Source organism: Micromonospora sp. CA-248089 (genome assembly GCF_050948515.1).
Lineage (GTDB): Bacteria > Actinomycetota > Actinomycetes > Mycobacteriales > Micromonosporaceae > Micromonospora.
Genome location: NZ_CP192016.1, coordinates 920,279 through 947,208 on the forward strand (window position 1 = coordinate 920,279; position 26,930 = coordinate 947,208).

Sequence of the window (26,930 nt, forward strand, 5' to 3'; positions counted from 1 at the left end):
AGCTGGCCGGTGCGGTCCCGGCGGGTGCGCGATGAGGTGGGCGGAGTCACAGGTCCGTACTCGCCGTGAGAGAGTGGCCCTCATGCGTGCTCGCCGTTCCCTCGTCGCCGTCAGCGTCGCGGCCCTCGCCGCGCTCTCTCTCGCCGCCTGCGGCCGCTCCGCCCCGGACGTCGCCGCGTACGTCGGCGACACCCGCTACTCCGTCGACCGGGTCGACGCGATCTACGAGGACGCGCAGCGGCAGTACGCGGACGCCGTCCGTAGCCAGTCCCCGCAGACGCCGTCGCCGGCGGAGCTGCGGTCCTCGGTGACCCGGCAGGACGTGCTGAACCTGCTGGTCGCGATCGACCTGGGCAAGCGCGTAGCGGCCGACAAGGGTCTCCAGGTCACCGATCAGATCTCCCCGGAGCAGATCCAGCAGGCGCTCCGGATGCCGGCGACCACCGAGTACACGAAGCTGTGGGGCGAGTGGGTCGACCTCTCCGGCACGCTCCAGCAGAGCCTGCCCCCGGCCGACCTCAGCGACGAATCCCTGATGGCCGTCTACCGCGCCCTCGAGAAGACCGGGGCGATCCAGCCGGGCCTGAGCGTCGACCAGGTCCGGCAGGCGTTCGGCGAGGCCGGGTTCGTCCGCACCGCCACCGCGCTCAGCAGCGCGCTGCAGGCGCAGGCCGAGAAGTCGGACGTCCGCGTCAACCCCCGGTTCGGCGTGACGGGCGTGCCGTCGCTCGTCAACACCGGCCAGTCGTTCGTCTTCTACTCCCTGCCGTACGTCGACCAGGACGGCCCGGTCACCGACATCTCCACGCCGGAGGCACCGGCCTCCGGTTCGCCGGCTCCCGGAGCCGCATGACCGCCCGCATCGTCCTGCTCGTCACCTCGCCCCGGCTGCCCGCCGGCCTGCTGACCTCGGCCGCGTGGGACGCCGTACGCTCCGCGCCGGTCCTCGTCGGTGCGGAGAGCGAGCTGACCCGGGCGGTCCGGACGGCCGGCGCCGAGGTGAGCGTGGTGACCGAGGGCGCGACCCAGGCGCTGCTCGACGCCGCGGCCGCGCACGGCGGCGCGGTGTGGCTGGCCGGCCCGGCCGGCGACGAGTCGCTGGCCCGCGAGCTGGGGCTGCGGCTGGCCCGTGAGCCCGGCCTGGCCGAACTGGAGCTGATGTACGGCTCGTGGGATCCGCCCGGCGCCCGGCTGCTCGACGCGGTCGAGGTGATGGACCGGCTGGCCTCCCCGGGCGGCGACCCGTGGAAACGGGCGCAGACCCACCGCACCCTGGCCGGTTTCCTGCTCGAGGAGTGCTACGAGGCGTACGACGCGATCAGCGCCGACGACACCGACGCGCTCCGCGAGGAACTGGGCGACGTGCTGCTCCAGGTGCTGCTGCACGCGCGGCTGGCGGAGAACCTGCCGGAGGGCAAGAGCTGGACCGTCGACGACGTCGCGGGCACCCTGGTCGACAAGATGGTGCGGCGCAACCCGCACGTGTTCTCGGGTGAGCCGGCCGGCTCGATCGAGGAGATCGAGGCGAACTGGGAACGGATCAAGCGAGCCGAGAAGACCCGCGAGTCGGTGCTGGACGGCATCGCGCTGAGCCAGCCCGCGCTGTCGCTGGCCGCGAAGATCCTGGACCGGGCCGGGCGGGTCGGCCTCGCCGTACCGCCCCCGCTGGCCGAGTCGCAGGTGGACCCGGAGGCCCGGCTCGGCGCGAGCCTGCTGGCCACAGTGGCCGCCGCCCGGCAGGCCGGCATCGACCCGGAGGCCGCGCTCCGGCGAGCCACCTTGGCGTACGCCGAGGCAGTCCGAGCCACCGAACGCACCCCTCCCGCCTGACCCCCCGGCACCGCGCAGGCACCGCCCCCTTCCCCCGCGATCTTGCACTTCCGGCCCGTGTGGTGTCGCAAATGCCCCACTCGCCCGGGCAGCAACCGCAAGATCGCCGGGTGTACCTGCCCGACCCGCTCTCGCCTGCCTGAGAGCGTTGATCAAGGAGTTTGTGTGGCGATGGAGGGGTGAGGGGGACACAAACTCCTTGATCAACGCGAGAGCGGGCGGGCGGTGAGGGCGGGTGGTGAGGGCGGGGGAGTGGGCGGGGTGATCGGTAGGGTCGGGGGATGGAGTCGTTCGTGCCGCTGGCGGAGCGGATCGTGGAGGCGTTGCTGGAGAGCCGGCCCGGGCTGGCCACCTCCGTCGGAGACCACCGCTACGACGATCGGCTGCCCGACCTCTCCGCCGACGCCCTCGCCGCCGACCAGGCGATGCTCAAGGACGCGGCCGACGCGCTCGCGGAGATCGACCCGGACGCGCTCGACCTGGCGGAGAGCGTCGACCACGCGCTGCTCACCAGCCTCGTCGACCGGGGACTGTTCGAGGCCACCGAGATCCGCGGGCACGAGTGGGATCCGCTGCGCCACAATCCGGGGCCGCTGCTGCACGCCCTGCTGGCCCGTCCGTTCGCCCCGGCCGAGGAGCGCCTGACGAGTCTCGCCGGGCGTCTGTCGGCCGTACCCGATGCGTTGTCGACGGCGCGCGCGACGCTGCGGGACATGCCGCGGGTCCACGCGGAGACGGCGGTCGGGCAGTTCACCGGTACGGCGGCGCTGATCCGCGACGAGGTGCCCGGCCTGCTGGCCGAGGCGCCGGCGCTGCGGGACCGCGTCGGACCGGTGGCCACCGACGCGATCGCCGCGCTCGAGGAGTTCGTGGCCTGGCTGCGGCAGGGCTTGGCCGCCGACGCCGGCCCGGGGCGTGACCCGCGGCTGGGCCGGCGGCGGTGGGAGGCGCGGCTGTGGCACACGCTCGACACCGAGCTGAGCGCCGCCGAGGTGCAGCGCCGCGCCTGGGCGAACCTCGACCGGGTCACCGAGGAGATCCGCGCGGCGTCGGTCGAGCTGGTCGGTGGTCCGGCCGACGACGAGACGGTACGCCGGGCGTTGGACCTGCTCGCCGCCGAGCACCCGGACGACGCCACGATTGTCGACCTCGCCTCGGTGACGCTGGACGAGGCGAGTGACTTCGTCCGCCACCACGACCTGGTCAGCATGGTCGGCGACCCGTGCGTCATTCAGGAGATGCCGGAGTTCGCGCGGGGCGTGGCGGTGGCGTACTGCGACTCGCCGGGCCCGCTGGAGACGGCCGACGTGCCCACGTTCTACTGCATCTCGCCCACCCCGGCGGACTGGCCGGCGCAGCGGGTCGAGTCGTTCTACCGCGAGTACAACGACCACATGATCCGCAACCTGACGGTGCACGAGGCGATGCCCGGTCACTTCCTCCAGCTCGCGCACGCCCGGCGGTACGACGGCCCGACCCGGGTACGCGCGCTCACCGAGTCGGGTGTGTTCGTCGAGGGCTGGGCGGTCTACGCGGAGGAGCTGATGGCCGGGCTCGGCTTCGGTGGGCTGCCGGTGCGGTTGCAGCAGCTCAAGATGCAGCTCCGGATGACCATCAACGCGCTGCTGGACCAGCTCGTGCACTGCGACGACCTGCCCGAGACCGAGGCGATGGCGTTGATGACCGGGCGCGGTTTCCAGGAGGAGGGCGAGGCGGCCGGCAAGTGGCGCCGGGCGCTGCTCACCTCGACGCAGCTGTCCACGTACTTCGTCGGCTACAGCGAGATGGCCGACATCGCGGCCGCCCGGCCGGACGGTGTGCCGCTGCGGGACTGGCACGACGCGATGCTGGCGTACGACTGCCCGCCGCCGCGCCACCTGCGGACGCTGCTGGGGGTGTGAGGCTCACCGCCGGGCGGCGGCCCGGGCCTGCGGTCACCGCCGGGCGGCGACCGCGTCGATCAGCCAGCGGGACAGGGAGTACGCGGGCGGCAGCTCGGCGGGCAGCGCGTCGGCCGGGAACCAGCGCGCCTCGGTCAGCTCGGTGCCGTCGACGACCGGCTCGGCGCCCGGGTCGGTGACCTCGGCGGTGAATCCGGCGAGCAGCGTGCCCGGCCCGGACAGCGCCCACGGCTGGCTGTCCACGTACTCCGGTCGCCGCAGGGTCAGGCCGACCTCCTCGGTGACCTCGCGGTGTACCGCCGCCTCCAGCGACTCGCCCGCCTCGACGAACCCGGCGACGAGCGCCCAGAGCTGCGTCGGCCCCTGCGCGTGCCGCACCAGCAGCAGTTCGGTGCCGCCGGCCGGGCCGGGGCGGGTGATCGCGGTCAGCACCGCGACGGACAGCGGGACGAACACGGTGAGCCCGCAGTCCGGGCAGCGCCGGGCGGTCTCGCCCGGTACGTCGGCCAGTTCGGCCCGGCAGGACCCGCACCACCTGTGGGTACGCCGCCAGGTGACCACGGCGAGGGCCCGCCCGGCCAGGTCGGCGCGGGGTGCGGGCAGCTCGGCGGCGAGGCCGCGCCAGCTGCGCCACCGGCCCGGCAGCGACTCCGGATCGGTCACCTCGGCCGCCCACGCCGGGACGCCGTCGAGCGTGCCGACCGGGGTCCAGGCGAGGTCACCGGACAGCGCTCCGATGCGCAGCGGCTGCTCGTCCGGGCCGGTCAGCAGCTTCCGGCCGGCCACCGGCAGCGCCAGGTCGTCCGGTCGCGGCGGCCGCCCGTGATCCGCCACGGGCCGGAACCCGGGCGTGGTCACGACGTGGACGGGCGGCGGTCCACCACACCGGCGCCGGCCGGAACCGCGAACGCGGCGGCCTCGACGCTCTCGGTGTAGCGGCTCAGCGTCACCTCGGCGGGCTTGCCGTCGAGCGTGCCGGAGAAGCTGGCCAGCACGCCCTCGTTCGTCACGCAGGCGTTGAAGCGCTCCCCGTCGTGGGTGACGTCGACGCAGGTGGCGTGGCGGCCGGCGAGCGTGGTGTCGCTCTGCTCGATGACCGCCTCCGGCGCCAGCGCCGCGTCGGTGAGCAGCCGGATCACCGCGGGCGGCGTGACCAGGCCCTGCTTGCGCGCCTCGTCGTAGACGATCACCGACGGCTTCCCGGCGGTGAGCACCGGTGGCGAGACGGTGCAGGAGGTACGGGCGGCGGTGCTGGCGCACCGGGTCACCGACTCCTGGGTCACGGTGATCTTGCCACCGGGCCAGGTGTACGTGGACCGCAGCGGCTTCCTGGTCTGCGCGATCGAGGCGGTCCGGCCGCCGTCGAGCTGGTAGTCGGCGGCCCAGGTCTGCTCCAGCGCCCGGTCCATCCGCGCGGCGAGGTCGTTGACCAGGTCGGCGCGACCGAGTGCGACGTTCGCGTCGTCCAGGGCCTGACAGCCGGTGACCGAGAGCGACGCGATGACCGAGGCGGCGAGCACGCGGAGAGTCGTCGAGGCGGCAGGCATGATGCCCAGCCTTGTCGATTGACGCAACGTCTCGCAAACCGGTTGCCGGTTGACGACCGGTAATCCGGGAATGTCCGTCTCAGCAAGCGCCTCGGGGGCCGCCCCGAGCGGGGTACGGCAGGGCGGGGACCGATACGCTGCGTTCAACACCTGCCTCAGCCGCACCGTCGCGGCCCATACGGACCGGAACCACACAAACGAGGAGCGACTCAGTGGCAACCATCGAGGGAATCGTCGCCCGGGAGATCCTGGACTCGCGGGGCAACCCGACGGTCGAGGTCGAGGTCGGGCTCGACGACGGCACGATCGCCCGCGCCGCGGTGCCGTCCGGCGCCTCCACCGGCGCCTTCGAGGCGGTCGAGCTGCGCGACGGTGACAAGGACCGCTACCTGGGCAAGGGTGTCGAGAAGGCCGTCGCCAACATCGAGGACCGGATCGTCGACCAGCTCATCGGCTACGAGGCCAGCGAGCAGCGGCTGATCGACCAGAAGATGATCGACATCGACGGCTCGGACAACAAGGGCGAGCTGGGCGCGAACGCCATCCTCGGCGTCTCCCTGGCCGTGGCGAAGGCCGCCGCCGGCAGCGCCGAGCTGAGCCTGTTCCGCTACCTGGGCGGCCCGAACGCGCACCTGCTCCCGGTGCCGATGATGAACATCCTCAACGGTGGCGCGCACGCCGACTCGAACGTCGACATCCAGGAGTTCATGATCGCGCCGATCGGCGCGCCGACGTTCCGGGACGCGCTGCGCTCGGGCGCCGAGGTCTACCACGCGCTGAAGTCGGTGCTGAAGAAGAAGGACCTGTCGACCGGCCTGGGCGACGAGGGCGGCTTCGCCCCGAACCTGCCCACCAACGCCGCCGCGCTGGACCTCATCGCCGAGGCGGTGGAGAAGGCCGGCTACCGGCTCGGCACCGACATCGTCTTCGCGCTCGACGTGGCCGCCACCGAGTTCTTCGACAACGGCACCTACACGTTCGAGGGCAGCGCCAAGAGCGCCGAGGAGATGAGCAACTACTACACCAAGCTCGCCGGCGACTACCCGATCGTGTCGATCGAGGACCCGCTGGCCGAGGACGACTGGAGCGGCTGGGCCACCCTCACCGCCGCGCTCGGCGACCGCATCCAGATCGTCGGCGACGACCTGTTCGTGACGAACCCGCAGCGCATCGCCCGGGGCATCGCCGAGCAGGCCGCCAACGCGGTGCTGGTGAAGGTCAACCAGATCGGTTCGCTCACCGAGACGCTCGACGCCGTCGACCTGGCCCACCGGGCCGGCTTCAAGTGCATGATGAGCCACCGCTCCGGCGAGACCGAGGACACCACCATCGCCGACCTGGCCGTCGCCACCGGCTGCGGGCAGATCAAGACCGGCGCACCGGCCCGCTCGGACCGGGTGGCCAAGTACAACCAGCTCCTGCGGATCGAGGAGGAGCTGGCCGACGCGGCGCGGTACGCCGGTGCCGGCGCGTTCCCGCGCTACCGTTCGGCCTGAGCGAGCGCTCCGGGGGAGGGGTGTGACGATGCAGCAGCGCCGCACACCGGGTGGCCAGCGGCCCGCCCGTCGGCCGGGTCAGCCCGGCCGGACGGGCGGTGCCCGGGTCCGGTCCACGGCCCGCGACAACGGCGTCCGCGCGGAGGCGCGCGCCGCCGGCCGGTCACCCGGCGCGTCGCGTGCTACCGACGGCGTACGCTCCGCGAGCCGCCCCGCCGCGGCCCGGCGTACCGCCGCCGGTGGCCCGGTCAAGCGGCTCACCGCACCCCAACCCCGGCGCTTCACCGGGCGCGCCACAGTGCTGTTCGCGGTGCTGATCGCGCTCGCCCTGGCGTACACCTATCCGGTCCGGGTCTACCTGGACCAGCAGGCCGACATCGAGCGGATGGAAGCCGCGCAGGCCGCCCAGCGGGCCGAGATCGAGCGGCTCACCGCCGAGGCAGCCAAGTGGAAGGACCCGGAGTACGTCAAGACGCAGGCCCGGGAGCGGTTCTTCATGGGCAAGCCGGGCGAGACGCTGCTCGTGGTGCTCTCCGACCCGGAGGGCGCCGCGAAGGACGCCGGCAAGGACGCGAAGCCGGGGGCGCCGAAGCAGCCCGAGCCCTGGTACGACACCCTGTGGTCGAGCGTTCGGGCGGCCAACGCCGATCGCGGGGACAAGTGAGCTTTGATTCGAGAGGCACAACCTTGAGCGTCGTACCACCGCAGGAGCCGGCGGCGGACTCCGTACCCCCGCCGGAACGCCAACCGGCCACCGAGGCCGACCTGGCCGCGGTGGCCGCGCAGCTCGGACGCCCGCCGCGCGGTACCCGCGCGGTGGCCCACAGGTGTCCCTGCGGCCTGCCCGACGTGGTGGAGACGACGCCCCGGCTGGCCGACGGCACGCCGTTCCCGACGCTGTTCTACCTGACCTGCCCTCGCGCCACGGCGGCGTGCAGCCGGCTGGAGTCGGCCGGGCTGATGAAGGAGATGGCCGAGCGGCTCGCGGAGGATCCGGAGCTGGCGGCGCGGTACCGGGCGGCGCACGAGGACTACCTGACCCGCCGGGAGGCGATCGGCGAGGTGCCGGAGATCGCCGGCATCTCGGCCGGTGGCATGCCGGGGCGGGTCAAGTGCCTGCACGTGCACCTCGGGCACGCGCTCGCCGCCGGGCCGGGGGTCAACCCGTTCGGCGACGAGACGCTGGCGCTGGTGGAGAAGTGGTGGGCGGCCGGCCCCTGCGTGGACGTGCCGCCGGTCCAGTGAGATGAGCGCCGACGAGATCACGGTCCGCCGGGCCCGCACCACCGACGTGCGCGGCATCCGGCGGCTGGTGGACACCTACACCGACGACCGGCGGCTGCTCAGCAAGGCAACGGTGACGTTGTACGAGGACGTGCAGGAGTTCCGGGTCGCGGTGACCTCGGACGGCACGGTGGTCGGGTGCGGCGCGCTGCACGTCATGTGGGAGGACCTGGCCGAGATCCGGACGGTGGCGGTCGACCCGTCCTGCCGGGGCCACCGGATCGGGCACCGGATCGTCGGTGAGCTGATCGACTCGGCGCGCGACCTGGGCATCCGCCGGATCTTCGTGCTCACGTTCGAGACCGGCTTCTTCGGCTCGTTCGGCTTCCGCGAGATCGACGGCGCGCCCGTGCCGCAGCCGGTGTACGAGCAGCTCCTGCGCTCGTACGACGAGGGCGTCGCGGAGTTCCTGGACCTGGAACGGGTCAAGCCCAACACGCTGGGCAACACTCGAATGCTGCTGCGCCTCTGATCGCGCGGGCCCGGGGGCGGGCTGCCGTAGGGTGGGCGCCGTGAGTGCGCGTGTGGCCGCCATCGACTGCGGGACCAACTCGATCCGACTGCTGATCGCCGACCTGCCCGAGGCGTCGGCCGGGGAGGCGGCGCCGCTGCGCGACGTCACCCGGCGGATGGAGATCGTGCGGCTGGGGCAGGGCGTCGACCAGACCGGCAAGCTCGCCCCGGAGGCCATCGAGCGGACCCGGGTGGCGCTCGCCGACTACGCGGCCGAGATCGAGAAGTCCGGCGCCGACCGGGTACGCATGTGCGCCACCTCGGCCTCCCGCGACGCCTCCAACGCCGCCGACTTCCGCGCGATGGTCGAGCGCACGCTCGGCGTACCGCCCGAGGTGGTGACCGGTGACGAGGAAGCGCGCCTGTCGTTCACCGGCGCGGTGCGCGGCCTGCCCGCCGACGCCGAGCCGCCGTACCTGGTGGTCGACATCGGCGGCGGCTCGACCGAGTTCGTCGTCGGCACCCGCGCCGACGGTGTGCGCGGCGCGATCTCGGTGGACATCGGCTGCGTCCGGATGACCGAACGCCACCTGCACGGCGACCCGCCGACGGCGGCGCAGATCGCCGCCGCCGAAGCGGACATCGCCGCCGCCGTCGACCGCGCGCTCGCCGCCGTGCCCGGCCGCGAGGCCGCCACGCTGGTCGGGCTCGCCGGTTCGGTCACCACTGTGGTCGCCCTGGCGCAGGGGCTCCAGGAGTACGACCCCAGCCGCATCCACCACGCCCGCATCTCGTACGAGCAGGTGGCCGAGGTGACCGCCGACCTGCTCGGCAAGAGCAGCGAGCAGCGGCTGGCGTACCCGGTGATGCACCCGGGGCGGGCCGACGTGATCGGCGCGGGCGCGCTGGTGCTGCGAGTGATCATGGAACGGGCCGGGATGCCGTCGGTGGTCGCCTCCGAGCACGACATCCTCGACGGCATCGCCTGGAGCCTGGGGGCGATCTCGAGATAGGTGGTTCCCCTGCGTGCGGCCGGTATGATTTCCATATGGTCACCACTGTCAATCTTCCCGACGGACTGCACGAACGGCTCAAGCAGCTTGCCGAGCAGGAGCACCGGTCGATGAACGCCACCATCGTTGTCGCAGTCGAGGAGTACGTCTCGGCGCGCAGTCATCGTGCCCGCGTGCGGGATCTCGCGCGGGAGGTTGCCGAGCGTGACGCCGAGCTGCTGCGGCGGTTGGCGGAGTGATCCACTATCTCGAGGTCGACGACCTCGTGGAGATCGCCTCGATCGTGTTGGGTGGGACGCCGCAGGTCCGTGATTTCGGTCTGCTCTCTTCGGCGGTGGTCCGCCCGGCCACCGTGGCGTTCGGCCAGGAGGCTTATCCCGATCTCTGGACCAAGGCCGCCGCGCTGCTGCACTCGGTCTGCATGAACCACGCGCTGATTGATGGGAACAAGCGTCTCGCCTGGGCGGCGGGGCGGGTGTTTCTGGCCCTCAACGAGGTGCCGATCCAGGATGTCGACGTTGATCAGGCCGAGGCTCTCGTGATGTCGGTGGCGAGCGGCACCCTGACCGAGGTCTCGGACATCGCCCGCGAACTCCGCAAGCTCTACGTCTGAGCCGTCGACGGAAGGTTGCCCTTCCGGCGGTGATCAAGGAGTTTGTGTCCGATCCGGGCGCCTCTGAGGACGCCAACTCCTTGATCACCGGCCCCGGTGGGCGACATGGTGCTGTGTCGTTGACGGTAGTGCGGATTGCGCACTAGTGTGCGGAGCGTGGATACCACGCAGCTCCTCAAGGGCGTGCTCGACCTGGCGGTGCTCGCCGTGCTCAAGGACGAGGACGGGTACGGCTACGACATCCTGCGGCGCCTGCGCGAGGCCGGTCTCGCCGAGGTCGGCGACGCCTCGGTCTACGGCACGCTGCGCCGGCTGTTCGCGGCCGGTCTGCTCACCACGTACGTGGTGCCGAGCGAGTCCGGGCCGCACCGCAAGTACTACTCGCTCAACGCCGCCGGGCGTGACCAGCTCACCCGCTCCGGCAAGACCTGGCGCTCGTTCGCCACCACCATGGACGCACTGCTCGACGATCGGGGGATGGCGGCATGACCGTCACTGGGCAGGAGATCACGGACTACGCCGACCGGGTTCGCGCGGCGCTCGTCGACCTGCCGCCCGGGGTCCGTGACGAGCTGACCGAGGACCTGCCGGAACACCTCGCCGAGGTGGCCGCCGAGGGCGAGGGCGCGCTCGTGGACCGGTTGGGCACGCCCGAGGCGTACGCGGCCGAGCTGCGCGCCGCCGCCGGCGCCGGGGAGGGGCGGCGACCGGCGCGCTTCCACCGGCTGGCCGAGGCGCGGGAGCAGGCGGCCACGCAGCTCCGCCTGCTGGACCGCCAACTCGGCCCGGTGCTCGGGCACGAGACGGTGAGCGACTTCCTGCGTCCGCTGCGCCCGGCCTGGTGGCTGGTGCGCGGCTGGCTGGCCGCGCTGATCGTGGCCTGGATGGTGGACGGCCGGTCCGGCCTGGTGCCCCGGCTGGACGGCAACAGCTCGATGGGGCTGTTGCTGCTCATCGGCGCGATCGTGGCGTCCATGTGGTGGGGTCGCCGATCCGCCGGGATCACCGGGTGGCGGCGACAACTGCACCAGATCGCCACCGCCGCGCTGCTGTTGTTCTCCATCGCCGTGCTGGCCGAGGTGGACGAGCGCGCCGACACCGACGTCTACGGCAGTTACGAGCAGACGTCGGTGGACCACCGGTACGAGCGGATCGAGGACGTCTTCGTCTACGACCAGCAGGGACGGCTGATCCGCGACGCGCGGCTCTTCGACCAGAACGGCGTGCCGATCACGCTCGGCTGGCCGAGCTGCATGGCCGACACGGGCGCGGTGCCGGAGATGCGTAACACCTACCCGTACTGTCCGGAGCGGGCCCCGTTCGGCCCGCCGGTCTCACCGTCGATCGCCCCGCCAGCATTCGCGCCCACGGACAGCATTACCCCGACGCCCGCCCCGTCCACCCCCAGCGCTTCCCCGGAACCCACGCCCACGCGGTAGAGCGACTCAACCCCGCGAGATCTTGGTAGGAAACGGCCCTCATAGGGGCCGGAATCCTCCAAGATCTCGCGGGGGGTTGGCTGTCAGGCGATGGCGGCGATGTCACCGTCGTCGAAGTAGATCGCCTGGTGGAGGCGGCCACCCAGCGCTGCGGCGAACCGCGCCACCACCTCCTGGCCGGAGATCTTTCCCTGCTCGATCTGGGAAACCCGTCCCTTGGTGACGCCCATCCGGTCGGCGACCTGCTGCTGGGTCAGGCCGCGCGCTCGCCGTACCTCCGCGAGGCGGTGACCGATGACATGGGCGAGGAGTTCCTGCTTACCCGCGTCGACCGCCCCTTCGCCGCCGGCCCGGGAGACGTGGTCGGCGCGAATGTCCTGCCATCGGGAGTAGTCGCTCATGCGCTCCCCTCCTCTCGTGCCCGGTCCTTGAGGTAGAGCTCGTAGCGGTGCTCGGCGACGGGAATGGCCTCCTGATACCACGTCTTCCAGCGGCCGGACTTGTCGCCGGCGACCAGGAGGATGCTCGAACGCCACGGGTCGAACGCGAAAAGATACGCACGGTGCCCGGCCGTAACTCCTTCAAGTTCGCCATGGACGAACCGTGGATGGTGTCGACAAGAGGTCGCCCGAGTCCTGGCCCGTGCTCTGCCAGGAGATCGATCGCCTGCACCACCCGTGCGTGGGTGGAGGCATCGAGCGTGTCGAGCCACTGCCGCACCTCATCGACCAGGTAGACGTCCCAGTCTCCAGCTACCACGCGGCCAGTTTAGCAATCGCTATACCAAGCGTGTGTACCTGTCCGGCGGTTCAACAGGAGGTGAATGCCACTGTTGTTCCGTCTTCCCCGGGCCGGTGACCGCGTGGCACGCTACCGGCACGTATCAGCCAACTGGGCGACCAGCCAATGATGACTGACCGCTAGGAGGACGGGCCCATGGGCGAGATGGTGAGCTTCACCGGCAACGGAGGGACGAGCGAGGGGTATCTCGCGATACCCTCCGGCGGTGCGGCCAGCCCGGCGGTCATCGTCATCCAGGACTGGTGGGGACTGGTGCCCCACGTCCGGGCCGTGGTCGACCGCTTCGCGGAGGCCGGCTTCGTCGCGCTCGCGCCCGACTTCCGGCACGGCGGACCGGCCGTGAAGCCGACCGAGCCGCGGCTGATGCTGAACAGCTCCCAGATGGACGAGGCGGCGAGTGACATCGCCGCCGCCGCCGAATACCTGGCGAGCCGGCCGGAGGTCGCGGGCAAGGTGGGCTGTGCCGGGTTCTGCGCGGGCGCGAGCCTGGCCCTGTGGTCCGGCACGTTCTCCGAGCGCATCGTGGCCACCGCCGGGTTCTACCCGCGTCTGCCGTGGGAGGGCATGGCCACCGACTGGGCCGACTACGCCGGGAAGGCGGCGCTCATCCACTGCTCCGAGGCGGACGGCCTGTCCGCCGCCGACGGGGTGCAGAGCGTACGCCGGTCCATCGAGTCCGCCGGTGGCACCTGCCAGACGTTCGACTACCCGGGCACCGCGCACGCGTTCTTCAACGAGGACCGGCCCGAGCACTACGACCAGCGGGCCGCCGCCACCGCCTGGGCCCGCACGCTGGAACTGTTCCGGGCGAAGCTTGGCTGAGTCGCGTACCCCGCAGGACGTGGTCGCCCGCGCCGCGCGGGCGGCCGACCTGGCCGACCTCGACGGCGCGGTCAGCGACTGCTTCGCCTGCCCGCGCCTGGTGGCGTGGCGGGAGGAGGTCGCCCGGGTCAAGCGGGCCGCGTTCCGCGACCAGGACTACTGGGGACGGCCGGTGCCGGGCCTCGGTCCGCAGGACGCGCGCATCGCGATTCTCGGTCTGGCGCCGGCGGCGCACGGCGGCAACCGCACCGGCCGGATCTTCACCGGGGACCGGTCCGGCGACGTGCTGTTCGCCGCGCTGCACCGGGCCGGGCTGGCCAACCAGCCGACGAGCGTGGCCGCCGACGACGGCCTGGCGCTGCGCGACACCCGCATCTTCGCGGCCGTGCGGTGCGCGCCGCCGGACAACAAACCCACCCCGGTCGAGCGGGACACCTGCGCGCCGTGGCTGCACCGCGAGGTCGAACTGATCCGGCCCACGCTGCGCGTCGTGGTCGCGCTGGGTGCCTTTGCGTGGGCCGCGTGGTGGCCGGTGCTACGCCAGGTGTACGGGCAGCGACCGCCCACACCGCGACCGGCGTTCGGTCATGGGGCACACTGGTCCGGCGAGTCGGTGCCGGCGTTGCTGGGCTGCTATCACGTCAGCCAGCAGAACACGTTCACCGGCCGGCTCACACCGGCGATGCTGGACGACGTGTTCACCCGGGCGAAGGACCTGGCCGGGGTGGACTGAGAACACCTGAGGCGGTGTGATGGATTTCGGCGTACTGCGCAGGTGGCCGGTCGCCGCGGTGACGGTGCTGCTCGCGCTCGCCGCGTTCGCCGCCGGTCACTCCGCCATCGGGGCCAGCCGGATCCCGCCGGCCGCCGACACCATCCCGTACGTGCCGGAGTACCCGTCGCCGGAGGCGATGCCGTCGTACCCGGTGGAACCCCGCGACGTGGGTGAGTCCACGTCGGGCGGTGTGCCCGACTGGCTGGCCACCACCGCCGTGGCGTTGCTGTTCGCGGCGGTGCTGGGCGCCATCGGGTACGTCCTGTGGAACGTGCTCCGGGGCGCGCTGCGGCGGACGACCCGGGCGGTGCCGGTGCGGCGCTCCCGGCGTACCGCGGAGGGGACCGCCCGCGAGGTGGTGGCCGCGCTCGACGCCGGGCTCGTCGAACTCGACGACCGCTCCACCGACCCGCGAACCGCTGTGATCGCCTGCTGGGTACGCCTGGAGGAGGCCGCCGAGGACGCGGGCGTGCCCCGGCACACCGGCGACACCCCGACCGATCTGGTGGGCCGGCTGCTGCGCGGCGACCCGGCGGCCGGCATCCCGGCGATCGCCAGCGCCGACGTGCTCGACGGTTTCGCGCACGTCTACCGGGAGGCCCGCTACGCCACGCACCCGGTCGACGAGCGCACCCGGGACCAGGCCCGCGCCGCGCTGCGCCGGTTGCGCGGCGAGTTGACCAGCCTGGCGGGGGAGGCGTCGTGAGCACCAGCATCGACGACCTGATGTCGTTCGGCGAGGAGCCGGCCGGGGAGGCCGAGCGTCCGTCCGGTGGCGGGCGGGCGCGCGCGCTGCTGCGGACCGTGGCGGTCACCGCCGCCGTCGTCGTGGTGATCGTGGTCGGGCTGCGCGCGGTCGGCCTGAAGGTGCCGATCTGGATCATCGTGGCCGGCGTGCTCGCCGTGCTCGCCGTACGCCGGGTCACCACCGCGCTCTCACCTCCGCCGCCGCCCCGGGCGGGCACCCGGGCGCCCGCCGGTGAGGAGCCCGGCACCTGGAACTGGTCCGCCCGGGACGCGCTGCGTACCGCGATCAACGGCTGGGAGCGCCCGCTGGACTGGTCCTCCGACAACCGGGAGCGGTTCACCGAACGCATCCTGCCGCGGCTCGGCGAACTGGCCGACGAACGGCTGCGTCAGCGGCACGGCGTCACCCGTGAGTCCGACCCGGCCCGTGCCCGAGCCCTGCTGGGCGAGCCACTGTGGACGTTCCTCGCCACCCCCGTCCGCCGCCCTCCGTCGCCGCGCGACCTCGCGGCGATCGTCGCCGAACTGGAGAAGATCTGATGAACGACGTGGACCGGAGCATGGCCCCCGCCGAGGTGGGCCGGCTCGCCCGGGCCGTCCTGGAGGCGGTCGGCACCGTCGTGGTCGGCAAGCGGGACGCGCTGGAGCTGGTGCTGGCCGGCATCCTCGCCGGTGGTCACGTGCTGCTGGAGGATCTGCCCGGCCTGGGCAAGACGCTCACCGCGCGCTGCTTCGCGCAGGCGCTCGGGCTGGACTTCCGGCGGCTCCAGTTCACCCCGGACCTGCTGCCCGCCGACGTGACCGGCTCGTTCCTCTACGACCAGAGCAGTGGCGACTTCGCCTTCCGGGCCGGGCCGGTGTTCACCAACCTGCTGCTCGCCGACGAGATCAACCGGACGCCGCCGAAGACGCAGTCGGCGTTGCTGGAGGCGATGCAGGAGAAGCAGGTGTCGGTGGAGGGCGTGACCTACCGCCTCGACGAGCCGTTCCACGTGCTCGCCACCGCCAACCCCATCGAGTACGAGGGCACGTACCCGCTGCCGGAGGCGCAGCTCGACCGGTTCCTGCTGCGGGTGTCGTTCGGCTACCCGAGCCACGACGAGGAGTGGGACGTGCTGCGCCGCCGGATCGCCCGCCGCCGCGAGGAGGCGGAGATCAAGCCGGTGGTGGACGCCGCCACGCTGCGCGCCATGCAGGCCGCGCTGGAGGACGTGGTGGTCGAGGACTCGGTCGGGCGGTACATCGTGGCGCTCACCGCTGCCACCCGGGAGCACCCGTCGGTGCTGGTCGGCGCGTCCCCGCGCGGTTCGCTGGCGCTGCTGCTGCTGTCCCGGGTACGGGCGGTGCTCGCCAACCGCGACTACGTGGTGCCGGAGGACGTCAAGGCCGTGGCGGCGCCCGCGCTGGCGCACCGGATCACGCTGCGCCCCGAGATGTGGCTGCGCCGGGTCGACCCGTCGTTCGTCGTCGGCGAGGTGCTGGAGTCGACCCCCGCCCCGGCCAGCGGCGCGCTGCCCAGCTACGCCGCCGGACGCTGATGGACCGGGCCGACGCGGCGAGCGGCTGGGCGCCCACCTGGGCGCTCGGCCGGGCCGTGCTGCTCACCGGCGTGCTGGTCGTCGTCGCCGTCCTGCTCGGCCGCATCGACCTGGTGGTGCTCGCCACACCGTTCGCGCTCGGAACCGCGTACGCGCTGCGCCGCCGCCCCGCCGCGCTGCCCGAGCTGGAACTCGGCGTCGGGGACACCCACCTGGTCGAGGGCGCGCCGCTGGCCGCCACCGTCGCGGTGGCCAACCCCGACCTGATCGGGTACGACCTGGCGGTGGTCCGGACCCGGATGTCGCGCTGGCTGCGGGTCGAGCAGGTCGGCTTCGGCGGCGCCGGGCTGGACGTGAGCCGCTCCGGCGGCGCGGACCGCCCGTTCGTCACCTCCGTACCCCGGGGCAGCGCCGTCGACCTGGAGCTGACCGGCACCGCCCTGCGATGGGGGCGGCACCCGATCGGCCCGGCCGGTGTCCGGGTCGCCGCCGCTGACGGCCTGCTGGTCTCCCGTGCGGTGATCACCGAGCCGATCCGGGCCCGGGTCTATCCGCGTACCGAGCCGTTCGACGCGGTCGAGGCGATGCCCCGGGCCGCCGGCCTGGTCGGCGCGCACCGCTCGCGGCGGCCGGGCGAGGGCGGCGAGCTGGCCGGGGTACGCGTGTTCGCACCCGGCGACCGGCTGCGCCGCATCGACTGGCGGGTGTCGCTGCGGGCCCGCCAGCTGCACGTCGCGTCGACGCTCTCGGATCGGGACGCCGAGGTGGTGGTGCTACTGGACGTGCTGGCCGAGGCGGGCCGCTCCGGTGGCGTCAACGGGCCCGCTTCCGTGCTGGACACCACGGTGCGGGCGGCCGCCGCGATCGCCGAGCACTACCTGCACCGCGGCGACCGGGTGTCGATGCTGGAGTACGGCCCGGCCGCCCGCCGGCTGCGTCCGGCCACCGGGCGGCGGCAGTACCTGACAGTGCTGGAGTGGCTGCTCGACGTGCACGCCGAGTCGTCGCCGCACGAGCCGTACGACCAGGTCTTCGGCCCGCAGGTGCTCTCCTCGGACGCGCTCGTGGTGGTGCTCACCCCGCTGCTCGACGAGCGGTCCGCGCAGATGCTGGCCCGGCTGGCCCGGGGCGGACGGTTCGTGGTGGCGGTGGACACGCTGCCGGCCGAGCTGCCGGTGCCGAAGGAACGCGGCTGGGCCGAGGTGGCGTACCGGCTGTGGCGGCTGGACCGGGACACGATGATCGGCCAGCTCCGCGAGCACGGCGTGCCGGTGGTGCGCTGGGCCGGCGCCGGCAGCCTGGACGAGGTGCTGCGCGACGTGGCCCGGTTGGCGACCGCCCCGAAGGCAGGGTTGCGGTGAGCGCGAGGAACGCAGCGAAGCGGAGTCCCGCAGTCGCGAACGAAAGGCCGGCTCAGTGACGGATGCCCTGGTCGAGCGGGTGCGGGCGCTGCGGTACGCCGCCGCCCGGGTCAGCCCGCTGCCGCTGCTCGTCCGCGGCGGCATCTTCCTCACCGTGCTGGCCGGTTTCCTGCTCGCGTACCCGGTGCAGGCCCTCACCGCGCGCTCGCTGCTGGCCCTGACGGTGGCCGCGGTGCTGCCGGCGGCCGGGCCGCGCCGGATCTGGCCGACGTTCACCGCGCTGGTGACAGTCGGCGGCTGGCTGCTGGCCACGCTCGGCTTCGACCGGCCGCCGGCGCTGTGGCGGCTGCTCGCCGTGGCGACGCTGCTCTACCTGGCGCACTCGCTCTGCGCGCTGGCGGCGCTGCTGCCCTACGACGGCCTGATCGACCCGGACGTGGTCCTGCGGTGGCTGGGCCGGGCGGGCGGCGTGGTGCTCGCCAGTGCCGTGCTCGGCGTGGTGCTGGCGTGGCTCGGGGGACTGGGCGGGACCGACGGCACCCAGGCGGCGACGGTGGCGGGACTGCTGGTGGCGGTGGGGCTGAGCGGGCTGCTGGGCTGGCTGCTTCGGCGCAGGTGACCCAGCGTTCCGGCGACGTTGCGCAGGTCACACCGGTTGTGCTCCGTCACAGAAGGGGGTCTCGCGCGGGATTACCCGGAGCACCCGGGGAAAGATAGATGACGTGAACCCGAAGCGGATCCTTGTCGTGGGTGCCGGTCACGTGGGCCTGTACGCCGCTCTGCGCCTGTCCAAGAAGCTGAGCAGGCGTGAGGCCGAGGTCATCGTCGTCGACCCGCAGCCGCACATGACGTACCAGCCGTTCCTCCCCGAGGCATCGGCGGGCAACATCTCCCCTCGGCACGCCGTCGTGCCGCTGCGGCGGGAGTTGCGCAAGTGCACCGTGGTGGCGGGCACCGTCACCCGGATCGACCACGACCGCATGACCGCCGTGGTGCAGCCGATCAGCGGCCCGGCCCGGGAGATCCGGTACGACCACGTGGTCGTCGCCCCCGGTTCGGTCTCCCGCACCCTGCCGATCCCCGGCCTGCACGAGAACGGCATCGGGTTCAAGACCATCGGCGAGGCCATCTTCCTGCGGAACCACGTGCTGGATCGGCTCGACGTGGCGGCCTCCACCACCGACCCGGCGGTCCGCAGCCGCGCGCTGACGTTCGTCTTCGTGGGCGGTGGCTACGCCGGCATCGAGGCGCTCGCCGAGATGGAGGACATGGCCCGCGACGCGCTGCGTTACTACCCGGAGCTGAAGCCGGAGGACATGCGCTGGGTGCTCGTCGAGGCGACCCAGCGGGTGCTGCCCGAGGTCGACCGGGACATGGGCGCCTACACGGTGCAGCAGCTGATGAAGCGGGACATGGACATCCGCCTGGACACCCGGCTGGAGTCCTGCGTCGACGGTGTGGTGAAGCTCTCCGACGGCGACAGCTTCCCGTCGGACACCATCGTCTGGACCGCCGGTGTGAAGCCGTCGCCGATGCTGGACGCGACGGACTTCCCGCGTGACGAGCGTCGCCGGGTCACCTGCCGGCCGACGCTGCAGATCGTGGACGGCGACCGGGTGGTCGAGGGCGCGTGGAGCGCCGGCGACTGCGCCGCCGTACCGGACCTGACCAAGGAGCCGGGCAACTTCTGCTCCCCGAGCGCCCAGCACGCGGTGCGGCAGGCGGCCCGGATGGCCGACAACATCGCCAACGTGATCCGCGGGCGCGAGCCGGTCGACTACAAGCACAAGCACGCCGGCAGCGTGGCGAGCCTCGGCCTGCACAAGGGCGTGGCGCAGGTCTACGGCATCAAGATGACCGGCTGGCCGGCCTGGTTCATGCACCGGACGTACCACATGTCGCGGATCCCCTCGTTCAACCGCAAGGTGCGCGTGGTGGTCGACTGGACGCTGGCGTTCTTCCTCAAGCGTGAGGTGGTCGCGTTGGGCCAGCTGCACGACCCGCGCGAGGAGTTCGCCGAGGCGTCCGCCCCGCCGGTCGCCGCGCGCGTCTGACGCGTTCCGCGAAAGGGCCCCTCCCGCACGGGAGGGGCCCTTCGTCATGTCCGGGCCCAAACCGCCCTCAGAACCGCCAGGTCCAGGCGTCGGCGAGCCGCGTACCCGGCCGGCCGAACAGCTGCTCCAGGGTCCGGCGCAGCATCTCCGCGTGCGGCGTGCCGTCGGTCACCGCGACACACGAGGCACGCCAGAACTCGATGTCCCGGGCGGCCTGGCGGCGCTGCCGGTCACCCACCACCGGTGCCACGCCGCGACGGGCCACGTCGGCGAGCAACGCCGAGGTGGGACGCGCCCAGGTGCCCATGGTGGCCTCGCCGTCCGGGCCGTACGGGCCGATGAAGAAGCCCTCCGGCATGGCGAAGGCGACCCCGGTGGCGGTGGCCCAGCGCATCGGCCAGGGGTCCTGCGGCGTGGCGGTGGGCACCGGCACCAGCACGCCGCCGGGGCGTACGCACTGCCGCCAGTGGCCGCCGGTGACGAACTCGGGCAGCGGCGGCCGGCCCATCGTGGGCAGCGGCGTGGGGAAGACGCTGAGCAGCGCCGCGCCGACCGCGACCGGGACGAGCCGCCGGGCCCGGCCGGACTCGCCGAGCGCCCGGTGCACGGCGAGGGTGAGCACGGTGCCGACGAGTGGCAGCACCGCCAGCGCGAAACGCATCGGCAGCGCGCCGTCGACCACCGGCAGGCCGGCCAGCAGCGCGTACGGGCCGGGGATCCCGGTCCGCTCGCCACCGGCCACCACCTGCGGGCCGAGCGCGAGCGCGGCCGTCACCAGCGCGGCTGCCACCAGCGCCACCACCACCGGTGCGCGCCGGGCCAGCCAGACCGCGCAGCCCACGGCGACCAGCAGCAGCGGCCAGCCCAGGAACGTGGTGAACTCGGCCGGCCCGGTGGTGAGCCGGACCGCCTCCGGGCTGCCGAACACCGTCAGCGCGGACAGGCGGGTCCAGCCGACCAGGTCGGCGGAGAAGTAGGCGGGCGGGAACAGGCCGTCCGCGACGCCCTGCGGGCCGGCGAACTGCACCCACAGCGGGTACGCCAGCACCAGCAGCGCCAGCCCGGCGGCGGCGAGCAGCCCTCCGGCGAAGCCGGAACCGGCCCGGCGCAGCAGGTCCCGGTCGGCCGACCCGTACGCGACGGCGGCCACCGCCAGGGTGAGCGCGGCGAGGAACAGCACCTCCTCGCCGACGAAGACCTGCACGGTGACGACCGCGGCGAGCCCGACCGCCGAGGACGCCATCCGGCGGCGGTCCGGGCCGTCCGGTCGACCGGCCGGGTCGGCGGCGCGCAGCAGCCGGACCACGAGCCAGACCAGCACCGGGACCAGCCACTGCGCGGTCATGTGCAGGTGGCCGTTGCTCTGCGAGACCATGCCCGGTCCGAAGCCGCAGAGCGCAGCCCCGAGTGCGGCAGCGGCCGGGCGGGCGCACAGGAGGCGGGTGAACAGCAGGTACCAGGCCAGCGCCGTACCGGCCATGTTCGCGGCGACGAGCAGGGCGAACGTGACGGGCGCCCCGAACGCCAGCGTGATCGGGGCGAGCAGCACGCCGAGCGCCACGACCGAGGTGTTGGCCATCAGGTTGACCCCGTCCGGCGCGTTCAGCCGGCCGGTGACCAGGCTTAGCTCGCCGCGCAGGGCGCGCGCGTCGAGCGCCAGGAACCACTCGTACAGCGTCTGGTCGGCCGGGTTGAGCGCGAGCACCCGCGTGCCCGGCGCCGGCCACAGACCGTGGGTGAGCCAGCTGGCGAGCGCGACGAACGCCAACCCCGCGAGCAGGTCCGCGCGGTGCCGCCGGAGAGCGGCGGTCACCCGCCGCGTGATCGCCGCCGGGCGGGCCGCCCGGTCACGGTCGGGCCCGAGGGCCGTGCGGGCGGCGCTGGTCACGGCCTCGACCATAACGGCCGCACCCGTCGGGGTACGCCGCGTCACGGCCGAGCCGCTACGGTGAGATCTGCACCGCCGCGTGTCGACGCGCCGGTGTCACCCGCCCGGGTGGTGGAACGGCAGACACGGCCGCCTTAAAAGCGGCTGCCGCAAGGCGTGCGGGTTCGACCCCCGCCCCGGGCACGAGAACTCTCAGCTTTCCCACAGCTAGCGGTCACGCGCGCGTTTGCGCCCACGTCTACCCTGGAGTAGCACGTCTACGTGCGATCGACCCCCTGAGGGAGGCCTGAGAAGTGAAGTCCTCGAACCCGGTGCTCGCCCGGCTCGGCCAGGCGGCAGAGCGTGAGCGGGCGGCCGGGTACGCCCAGCCCGGGCCGTACGGTCAGCCCGGATACCCCCAGCAGCAGTACCCCCAGCAGCCCTACGCCCAGCCCTACCCGGGCGGCTACGGCCAGCCGGTGGCTCCGCCCACCGTGACCCCGATGACCCTCGACGACGTGGTCGTCAAGACGGTCCTCATGCTCGCCATCCTCGGCGCCTCGGCCGCGGCGGCCTGGGTGCTCGTGCCGGATTCGCTGGTCGGCGTCGCGTGGATCGGCGCCGCGGTGGTCGGCCTGGTGCTCGGCCTGATCATTTCGTTCTCCCGGATGGCCAACCCGGCGCTCGTGGTGGCGTACTCGATCATCGAGGGCGTCTTCGTCGGCATGGTCAGCAAGGCGTTCGAGTCGCTCTACGACGGCATCGTGCTCCAGGCGGTCGTGGCCACGTTCGGCGTCTTCTTCCTGATGGCGATGATCTACAAGGCGCGGATCATCCGGGCCACGCCGAAGTTCACCCGGATCATGGTGGCGGTCATCGCCGGCCTGTTCGGCGTGATGATGGTCAACCTGGTGCTGGCGCTGTTCGGCGTGAACACCGGTCTGCGGGACGGCAGCCCGCTCGCGATCGGCTTCAGCCTGGTCTGCATCGTGGTGGCGGCGCTGAGCTTCGTGCTCAACTTCGCCGAGATCGAGCAGGGGGTCCGGATGGGCCTCCCGCAGCGCTACTCCTGGACCGCCGCCTTCGGCATCGTGGTCGGCCTGGTCTGGCTCTACATCGAGATCCTGCGGCTGCTCAGCTACTTCCAGGGCGACGACTGACCGCACGGTCCTCCCCGACGACGCCCGCCTGCCGCATCCGCGGCGGCGGGCGTCGCCGTTTCCCCGACCCGGCCGGTCCGCCCGGCGCAGAGTGGGATCCGGGTACGGGGGCGGGAGGTGGTCACGGTGCGCAGTGCCAACCCGGTGCTGGACCGGCTGGACGACGTCGGCCGCGCCGAGCGGCGGGTGCTCGGGGTCGGGACCGCCGACACGATGACTGTCGCCGACGTGGTCAGCCGGACCGTGGGGCTGCTGCTGGTCACCGGCGTCACGGCGGCGGTGTCCTGGGTGGTGGTGCCGCAGGCCGCGTGGATCTCCGCCGCGCTCGCCGGGAGCGCACTGGCCAGCCTCGCGCTGGTGCTCGTCATCTCGCTCAAGCAGATCACCAGCCCGCCGGTCGTCGTCGGGTACGCGGTGCTCCAGGGCCTGCTGCTCGGGGTGGCCAGCCGCGCCTTCGAGATGGTCTATCCGGGCATCGTGGTGCAGGCGGTGGTCGGCACGTTCGGCGTCTTCCTCGGCATGGCGGTGCTCTACCGGGCCCGGCTGGTACGCGCCACCCCGCGCCTGGCCCGGCTGGTCATCGGCACGCTCGTCGGGATCGTGGCGATCGGCCTGGTCAACCTGTTCGCGTACCTGTTCACCGGGCGGCAGGGGGTGGTCGTCTACAGCCTCAGTGACCGGGTGGGCTGGCTGCCGTACCTGTTCTCGGTGGTGGCGATCATCGCGGGCGCGCTCAGCTTCATCCTCGACTTCGACCTGGTCGAGCGGTCCGCCGGCCGGCTGCCCCGCCGCTACGCCTGGTACTGCGCGTTCGGTCTGCTGGTCGGGCTGATCTTCCTGTACTGGCAGATCCTCCGCCTGCTCAGCTACGTCCGCCGCTGACGTCGGTCCGGCGCGCCTGTCGCCCGCTGATGCCGGTTCCGGCGCCTGTCGCCGCGTCGCGGCCTGGGGCGGCCGTAGACTTGGCGGCGATGAGCGAAGCGGAACTGGACCGGGCGGTGACCCTGCTGGTCCGACAGGTCGGGCACTGGCAGCAGCCGCGCTGGTCAGCCAAGGCCGACGGCGGCAACGTGTCCCGGGCCGACCTAATGCACAAGCTGGTCCAGGAGATCGCCAACCTGGCCGCCGACGCGGCCGGCGAGCCGCGCCGCGACGTGCCCCGCCTGCCCTCCGATCTGGCCCTGCCCGACCAGCTCCGCGTGGTGGCAGCCGACCTGACGCTCGCCGCGCCCCCCGAGCCCGTGCTGGCCGAGGCCGCCGCCGCCGTGACCCGAACCCGCGCCGCACTCTGACCCCCGCCCCCTGGGCCCCGGCCGCGTTGATCATGAAGTTGGCGGCGACAAAACGGACGCGGATCCCCGTCAAGTTCATGATCGACCGAGTGGGGGGAGGAGCCGTCAGGGCTTGAGCCAGCGGCGTACCTTTCGGTGCCGTGACCGGTCGCGCGCCCGCAGGACCGCCGGGCGGTCGTGGCCGGCGGCCTCGGCCTGCCTCGCGTGCAGCAGACCGTAGGTGAACGTGTTCTCGCCCTCGGCGTACGCCTGGAGCGCCTGCCGCCGCAGCACCTCCCGGGTGACCACCGAGTCCTGGTGGGTGCCGAGCAGGTCCTGGAGCGCCTTGAACCGCTTCACCAGGCGAGCGGCGTGCCTGCCGGCAGCCGGTTGGCGCACCTCCACCGCGTAGCGGGCGGCCTTCAGCTTCTTGCGCGCCTCGTGCAGCGCGGCGTCCCCGTCCGGCCCGGTCGTGGCAAGCGCCCGGTCCAGCCGGGTGTCGGCGCGGCGTACCGCCTTGCGGACCCTGCGGTCCACCCACCGCCGGCCGACGTCGGCGGGCGGGCCGTCGGCCAGCCGGTCCAGGCGGGCCAGCAGTTCGGGATAGCGGTCGGCGTCCAGCGCGGACCGCAGCGCGGTGGTCGCCTCGGCCCGGTCGGCGGCGAACCGTTCGCCGATCCGTGCCGCCACCGGACCGAGCACCAGCTCGTCCGGCAGGTCGTGCACCGCGTCGGTGAGCCGGGCGGCCATCACCTGGGTGTCGCGGACCCGGCCCAGCTCCCCGCCGAGGCGGCGCAGCTCGGCCCGGAGCGCCTCGCCCTCCCGGCGGTCCCACAGGCCCCGGAAGGTACGCAGCGTCGCCCGCAACCGGCGGGTCGCCACGCGCATGTCGTGGACCGCGTCCTCGTCCCCCTGGTAGGCGGCCGCGTGGTTGCCGACGATCGCGTCGCGCTGCGCCCTGACGTACGCGAGGACCGGCTCCGCCGGGCCATCCGGCTCCCGGGCGTCGAAGCGCGCGATCCGGCCGGCGACGGCCCGGTGCGACTTGCTGACCGCCACCTCCCGGGCGCCTGCCGCGCGCAGCCGCTCACCGAGGGCGTCGAGCAGCGCCTCGTCGCCGTCGACCAGCTCGATCTCGATCTCGTGCCAGGTCCGCGCGGTGCCGTCCACCAGATCCTCGGACCGGACGTCGTCCTCGGCCACCTCGGCCAGCACCCGGCCGTCCGCGTCCCGCAGCCGGTGTTCCCGGCGACGGTTCCCGACCCGGGCCGCCGGGGCGACCGGACGACCGCGCGACGCGCCCCGGATCAGCGCGACCAGCTCGGGCGGCGGGCCGTCGTCGGACGCCCCGGCCGGGAACTGGTGCTCGACCCGGGCGCCACCCACAGCGCCCACCTTGAGGTGCCAGCCCGCGTCGTGCCCACCGGTACGCCGGCGCAGCGCGTGCCGGCTGCGCAGCAGGAGCAGGTCGTCGGTGTCCCAGTAGACGGCGTCCAGATCCGAGACGGTGGCGTCGGACATGGTCACGACGCCACCGCACCCGGTCAGGTCGGGCAGCCGGAAACCCTCGTCGCCGGAGTACTTGCGCTCACGTTCCACGACGGTGGCCATGCGGCCTCCCGTACCCGGCCCGTGCCCCGGCGAACCGGTCTCAGCTCAGTCGTTCGAGCACCATCGCCATGCCCTGGCCGCCGCCGACGCACATGGTCTCCAGACCAATGGTCTTGTCGTGCCACTCCAGGGCGTTGAGCAGCGTGCCGGTGATCCGGGCGCCGGTCATGCCGAACGGGTGGCCGACAGCGATCGCGCCACCGGCGACGTTCAGCTTCTCCTCCGGAATGCCGAGCTGCCGGTACGAGGGGATCACCTGGGCGGCGAACGCCTCGTTGATCTCGACCAGGTCGACGTCGTCGATGGTCATGCCGGCCCGCTTCAGGGCCTGCTTCGACGCCTCGACCGGACCCAGGCCCATGATCTCGGGGGAGAGCCCGGTGACACCGGTGGACACGATCCGGGCCAGCGGGGTGAGCCCCAGCTCGGACGCCCGCTCGGCGCTCATGATCACCACGGCGGCGGCGCCGTCGTTGAGCGGGCAGCAGTTGCCCGCGGTGATCCGGCCGTCCGGGCGGAACACCGGCTTCAGGCCGGCCACCGCCTCCAGCGTCACCCCGGCACGCGGGCCGTCGTCGGTGCTGACCACCGTGCCGTCCGGCGTGGTGACCGGGGTGATCTCGCGGGCCCAGAAGCCGTCGGCGATCGCCTTCTCGGCGAGGTTCTGGCTGCGGACGCCGAACGCGTCCATGTCCTCGCGGGTCACGTCGTACACCTGGGCCAGGTTCTCCGCGGTCTGCCCCATGGCGAGGTAGATGTCGGGCAGCTGCCCGGACTCGCGCGGGTCGGTCCACACCTCGGCGCCGCCCTGGGCGCGGGCCGCGGAACGCTCCCGGGCCTCGGCGAAGCGGGGGTTCTCCCAGCCGCCACCGACGAGGGCCTGCGCCTCCGGCGGCAGCGCGTCCGAGTTGCCCCGGGCGTACCGGGAGACCATCTCCACACCCGCGGAGATGAACACGTCGCCCTCACCGGCCCGGATCGCGTGCATCGCCATCCGGGTGGTCTGGAGCGAGGACGCGCAGTAGCGGGTCAGCGTGGCGCCGGGCAGGCCGTCGAGGCCCATCAGGGTGGCGACCACCCGAGCCATGTTGAAGCCCTGCTCGCCGCCGGGCAGGCCACACCCGAGGTAGAGGTCGTCGATGGTGGTGGGATCGAGCGCCGGAACCTTGTCGAGGGCGGCCTGGACGATGGTGGCAGCGAGGTCGTCCGGGCGGACCTCGCGGAGGGAACCCTTGAACGCGCGGCCGATGGGGGACCGGGCGGTGGCGACGATGACGGCGTCGCGGGGCGACTCAATCGGCATGAGCCAACGTTAACGCGCCAGTAACATGCGCGGGAAGGTGTGCG

29 protein-coding genes, 1 tRNA gene and 1 pseudogene are annotated in these 26,930 nt (G+C 73.1%); 24 read left to right on the forward strand and 7 right to left on the reverse strand.

Annotated features, from left to right (window positions below; all coding sequences use genetic code 11):
• Window positions 1-82: 82 nt before the first annotated feature.
• The 3 genes from ACQP26_RS04590 to ACQP26_RS04600 all read left to right on the forward strand — a co-directional run bounded on the left by ACQP26_RS04590 (window position 83) and on the right by ACQP26_RS04600 (window position 3,731).
• On the forward strand, window positions 83-853 hold the full coding sequence (locus ACQP26_RS04590) for a SurA N-terminal domain-containing protein (protein ID WP_433495025.1): 771 nt from the start codon (window positions 83-85) through the stop codon (window positions 851-853).
• Window positions 850-1,830, forward strand: a complete 981-nt coding sequence (locus ACQP26_RS04595; protein WP_433495026.1) for a nucleoside triphosphate pyrophosphohydrolase — start codon at window positions 850-852, stop codon at window positions 1,828-1,830. The genes ACQP26_RS04590 and ACQP26_RS04595 overlap by 4 nt, the downstream gene beginning before the upstream one ends.
• A gap of 281 nt (window positions 1,831-2,111) precedes the next feature.
• On the forward strand, window positions 2,112-3,731 hold the full coding sequence (locus ACQP26_RS04600; protein ID WP_433495027.1) for a DUF885 domain-containing protein: 1,620 nt from the start codon (window positions 2,112-2,114) through the stop codon (window positions 3,729-3,731).
• Window positions 3,732-3,764: 33 nt separating this feature from the next.
• Here the strand turns inward: ACQP26_RS04600 and ACQP26_RS04605 are convergent, their stop codons facing one another.
• Both ACQP26_RS04605 and ACQP26_RS04610 read right to left on the reverse strand, forming a co-directional pair.
• A complete protein-coding gene (locus ACQP26_RS04605; RefSeq protein ID WP_433495028.1) occupies window positions 3,765-4,565 on the reverse strand; it encodes an NAD(+) diphosphatase in 801 nt (266 codons plus the stop codon).
• Between the two features lie 20 nt (window positions 4,566-4,585).
• A complete protein-coding gene (locus ACQP26_RS04610) occupies window positions 4,586-5,278 on the reverse strand; it encodes a hypothetical protein (protein WP_433495029.1) in 693 nt (230 codons plus the stop codon).
• Between the two features lie 212 nt (window positions 5,279-5,490).
• On the opposite strand from ACQP26_RS04610, the gene eno reads away from it, so the two are divergent.
• The 9 genes from eno (at window position 5,491) to ACQP26_RS04655 (ending at window position 11,576) form a co-directional block, all read left to right on the forward strand.
• A complete protein-coding gene (gene eno / locus ACQP26_RS04615; RefSeq protein WP_013284093.1) occupies window positions 5,491-6,774 on the forward strand; it encodes a phosphopyruvate hydratase in 1,284 nt (427 codons plus the stop codon).
• A 28-nt stretch (window positions 6,775-6,802) separates the two neighbouring features.
• Window positions 6,803-7,438 (forward strand): FtsB family cell division protein, encoded by a 636-nt coding sequence (locus tag ACQP26_RS04620; RefSeq protein WP_269702154.1) that lies wholly within the window; start codon window positions 6,803-6,805, stop codon window positions 7,436-7,438.
• A gap of 23 nt (window positions 7,439-7,461) precedes the next feature.
• The gene (locus tag ACQP26_RS04625) at window positions 7,462-8,019 is read left to right on the forward strand and encodes a DUF501 domain-containing protein (protein WP_194798556.1); all 558 of its coding nucleotides are present in this window, start codon (window positions 7,462-7,464) and stop codon (window positions 8,017-8,019) included.
• Window position 8,020: 1 nt separating this feature from the next.
• Window positions 8,021-8,530: an amino-acid N-acetyltransferase gene (locus ACQP26_RS04630; protein ID WP_194798555.1), complete on the forward strand. Its 510-nt coding sequence runs from the start codon at window positions 8,021-8,023 to the stop codon at window positions 8,528-8,530.
• Between the two features lie 52 nt (window positions 8,531-8,582).
• A complete protein-coding gene (locus ACQP26_RS04635) occupies window positions 8,583-9,524 on the forward strand; it encodes an exopolyphosphatase (protein ID WP_433496087.1) in 942 nt (313 codons plus the stop codon).
• 35 nt (window positions 9,525-9,559) lie between these two features.
• The gene (locus ACQP26_RS04640; RefSeq protein ID WP_073824963.1) at window positions 9,560-9,763 is read left to right on the forward strand and encodes a ribbon-helix-helix domain-containing protein; all 204 of its coding nucleotides are present in this window, start codon (window positions 9,560-9,562) and stop codon (window positions 9,761-9,763) included.
• Complete coding sequence (locus ACQP26_RS04645; RefSeq protein ID WP_116504050.1) at window positions 9,760-10,137, forward strand: type II toxin-antitoxin system death-on-curing family toxin; 378 nt, start codon at window positions 9,760-9,762, stop codon at window positions 10,135-10,137. The genes ACQP26_RS04640 and ACQP26_RS04645 overlap by 4 nt, the downstream gene beginning before the upstream one ends.
• A gap of 156 nt (window positions 10,138-10,293) precedes the next feature.
• Window positions 10,294-10,626 carry a PadR family transcriptional regulator gene (locus ACQP26_RS04650; RefSeq protein WP_026268078.1) on the forward strand — a complete coding sequence of 111 codons (333 nt, stop codon included), beginning with the start codon at window positions 10,294-10,296 and terminating at the stop codon, window positions 10,624-10,626.
• The gene (locus ACQP26_RS04655; RefSeq protein WP_433495030.1) at window positions 10,623-11,576 is read left to right on the forward strand and encodes an HAAS signaling domain-containing protein; all 954 of its coding nucleotides are present in this window, start codon (window positions 10,623-10,625) and stop codon (window positions 11,574-11,576) included. The genes ACQP26_RS04650 and ACQP26_RS04655 overlap by 4 nt, the downstream gene beginning before the upstream one ends.
• Before the next feature lie 83 nt (window positions 11,577-11,659).
• Here ACQP26_RS04655 and ACQP26_RS04660 read toward each other — a convergent pair whose 3' ends face one another.
• On the reverse strand, window positions 11,660-11,977 hold the full coding sequence (locus ACQP26_RS04660) for a helix-turn-helix domain-containing protein (RefSeq protein WP_433495031.1): 318 nt from the start codon (window positions 11,975-11,977) through the stop codon (window positions 11,660-11,662).
• Window positions 11,974-12,335: pseudogene (locus ACQP26_RS04665) on the reverse strand (type II toxin-antitoxin system RelE/ParE family toxin). The gene ACQP26_RS04660 and the pseudogene ACQP26_RS04665 overlap by 4 nt, the downstream one beginning before the upstream one ends.
• 177 nt (window positions 12,336-12,512) lie before the next feature.
• Here ACQP26_RS04665 and ACQP26_RS04670 point away from each other — a divergent pair.
• The 8 genes from ACQP26_RS04670 (at window position 12,513) to ACQP26_RS04705 (ending at window position 19,674) form a co-directional block, all read left to right on the forward strand.
• A complete protein-coding gene (locus ACQP26_RS04670) occupies window positions 12,513-13,199 on the forward strand; it encodes a dienelactone hydrolase family protein (protein WP_269696141.1) in 687 nt (228 codons plus the stop codon).
• 19 nt (window positions 13,200-13,218) lie between these two features.
• Complete coding sequence (locus tag ACQP26_RS04675; RefSeq protein ID WP_433496088.1) at window positions 13,219-13,932, forward strand: uracil-DNA glycosylase; 714 nt, start codon at window positions 13,219-13,221, stop codon at window positions 13,930-13,932.
• A gap of 19 nt (window positions 13,933-13,951) precedes the next feature.
• Complete coding sequence (locus ACQP26_RS04680; protein WP_433495032.1) at window positions 13,952-14,680, forward strand: DUF4129 domain-containing protein; 729 nt, start codon at window positions 13,952-13,954, stop codon at window positions 14,678-14,680.
• Between the two features lie 20 nt (window positions 14,681-14,700).
• Window positions 14,701-15,261, forward strand: a complete 561-nt coding sequence (locus ACQP26_RS04685; protein ID WP_269706914.1) for a hypothetical protein — start codon at window positions 14,701-14,703, stop codon at window positions 15,259-15,261.
• Window positions 15,261-16,259, forward strand: a complete 999-nt coding sequence (locus tag ACQP26_RS04690; RefSeq protein ID WP_194798551.1) for an AAA family ATPase — start codon at window positions 15,261-15,263, stop codon at window positions 16,257-16,259. Before ACQP26_RS04685 ends, ACQP26_RS04690 begins: the two co-directional genes overlap by 1 nt.
• Window positions 16,259-17,620, forward strand: coding sequence for a DUF58 domain-containing protein (locus ACQP26_RS04695; RefSeq protein ID WP_433495033.1), 1,362 nt, complete (start codon window positions 16,259-16,261; stop codon window positions 17,618-17,620). Before ACQP26_RS04690 ends, ACQP26_RS04695 begins: the two co-directional genes overlap by 1 nt.
• A gap of 55 nt (window positions 17,621-17,675) precedes the next feature.
• Window positions 17,676-18,239 (forward strand): hypothetical protein, encoded by a 564-nt coding sequence (locus ACQP26_RS04700; RefSeq protein ID WP_269702147.1) that lies wholly within the window; start codon window positions 17,676-17,678, stop codon window positions 18,237-18,239.
• A gap of 103 nt (window positions 18,240-18,342) precedes the next feature.
• Window positions 18,343-19,674: an NAD(P)/FAD-dependent oxidoreductase gene (locus tag ACQP26_RS04705; RefSeq protein WP_047891391.1), complete on the forward strand. Its 1,332-nt coding sequence runs from the start codon at window positions 18,343-18,345 to the stop codon at window positions 19,672-19,674.
• Window positions 19,675-19,741: 67 nt separating this feature from the next.
• Here ACQP26_RS04705 and ACQP26_RS04710 read toward each other — a convergent pair whose 3' ends face one another.
• The gene (locus tag ACQP26_RS04710; protein WP_433495034.1) at window positions 19,742-21,574 is read right to left on the reverse strand and encodes a hypothetical protein; all 1,833 of its coding nucleotides are present in this window, start codon (window positions 21,572-21,574) and stop codon (window positions 19,742-19,744) included.
• Between the two features lie 90 nt (window positions 21,575-21,664).
• Here ACQP26_RS04710 and ACQP26_RS04715 point away from each other — a divergent pair.
• The 4 genes from ACQP26_RS04715 to ACQP26_RS04730 all read left to right on the forward strand — a co-directional run bounded on the left by ACQP26_RS04715 (window position 21,665) and on the right by ACQP26_RS04730 (window position 23,993).
• Window positions 21,665-21,745 (forward strand) — tRNA-Leu (locus ACQP26_RS04715).
• Window positions 21,746-21,855: 110 nt separating this feature from the next.
• Complete coding sequence (locus tag ACQP26_RS04720; protein ID WP_433495035.1) at window positions 21,856-22,701, forward strand: Bax inhibitor-1/YccA family protein; 846 nt, start codon at window positions 21,856-21,858, stop codon at window positions 22,699-22,701.
• Between the two features lie 126 nt (window positions 22,702-22,827).
• Entirely contained in the window at window positions 22,828-23,583 is a 756-nt protein-coding gene (locus ACQP26_RS04725; protein ID WP_433495036.1) for a Bax inhibitor-1/YccA family protein, read from the forward strand.
• 89 nt (window positions 23,584-23,672) lie between these two features.
• Window positions 23,673-23,993 carry a hypothetical protein gene (locus ACQP26_RS04730; RefSeq protein ID WP_433495037.1) on the forward strand — a complete coding sequence of 107 codons (321 nt, stop codon included), beginning with the start codon at window positions 23,673-23,675 and terminating at the stop codon, window positions 23,991-23,993.
• A gap of 105 nt (window positions 23,994-24,098) precedes the next feature.
• Here ACQP26_RS04730 and ACQP26_RS04735 read toward each other — a convergent pair whose 3' ends face one another.
• Window positions 24,099-25,583, reverse strand: coding sequence for a CHAD domain-containing protein (locus ACQP26_RS04735; protein ID WP_433495038.1), 1,485 nt, complete (start codon window positions 25,581-25,583; stop codon window positions 24,099-24,101).
• 40 nt (window positions 25,584-25,623) lie between these two features.
• A complete protein-coding gene (locus tag ACQP26_RS04740; protein WP_281578994.1) occupies window positions 25,624-26,886 on the reverse strand; it encodes an acetyl-CoA C-acetyltransferase in 1,263 nt (420 codons plus the stop codon).
• Window positions 26,887-26,930: the final 44 nt, after the last annotated feature.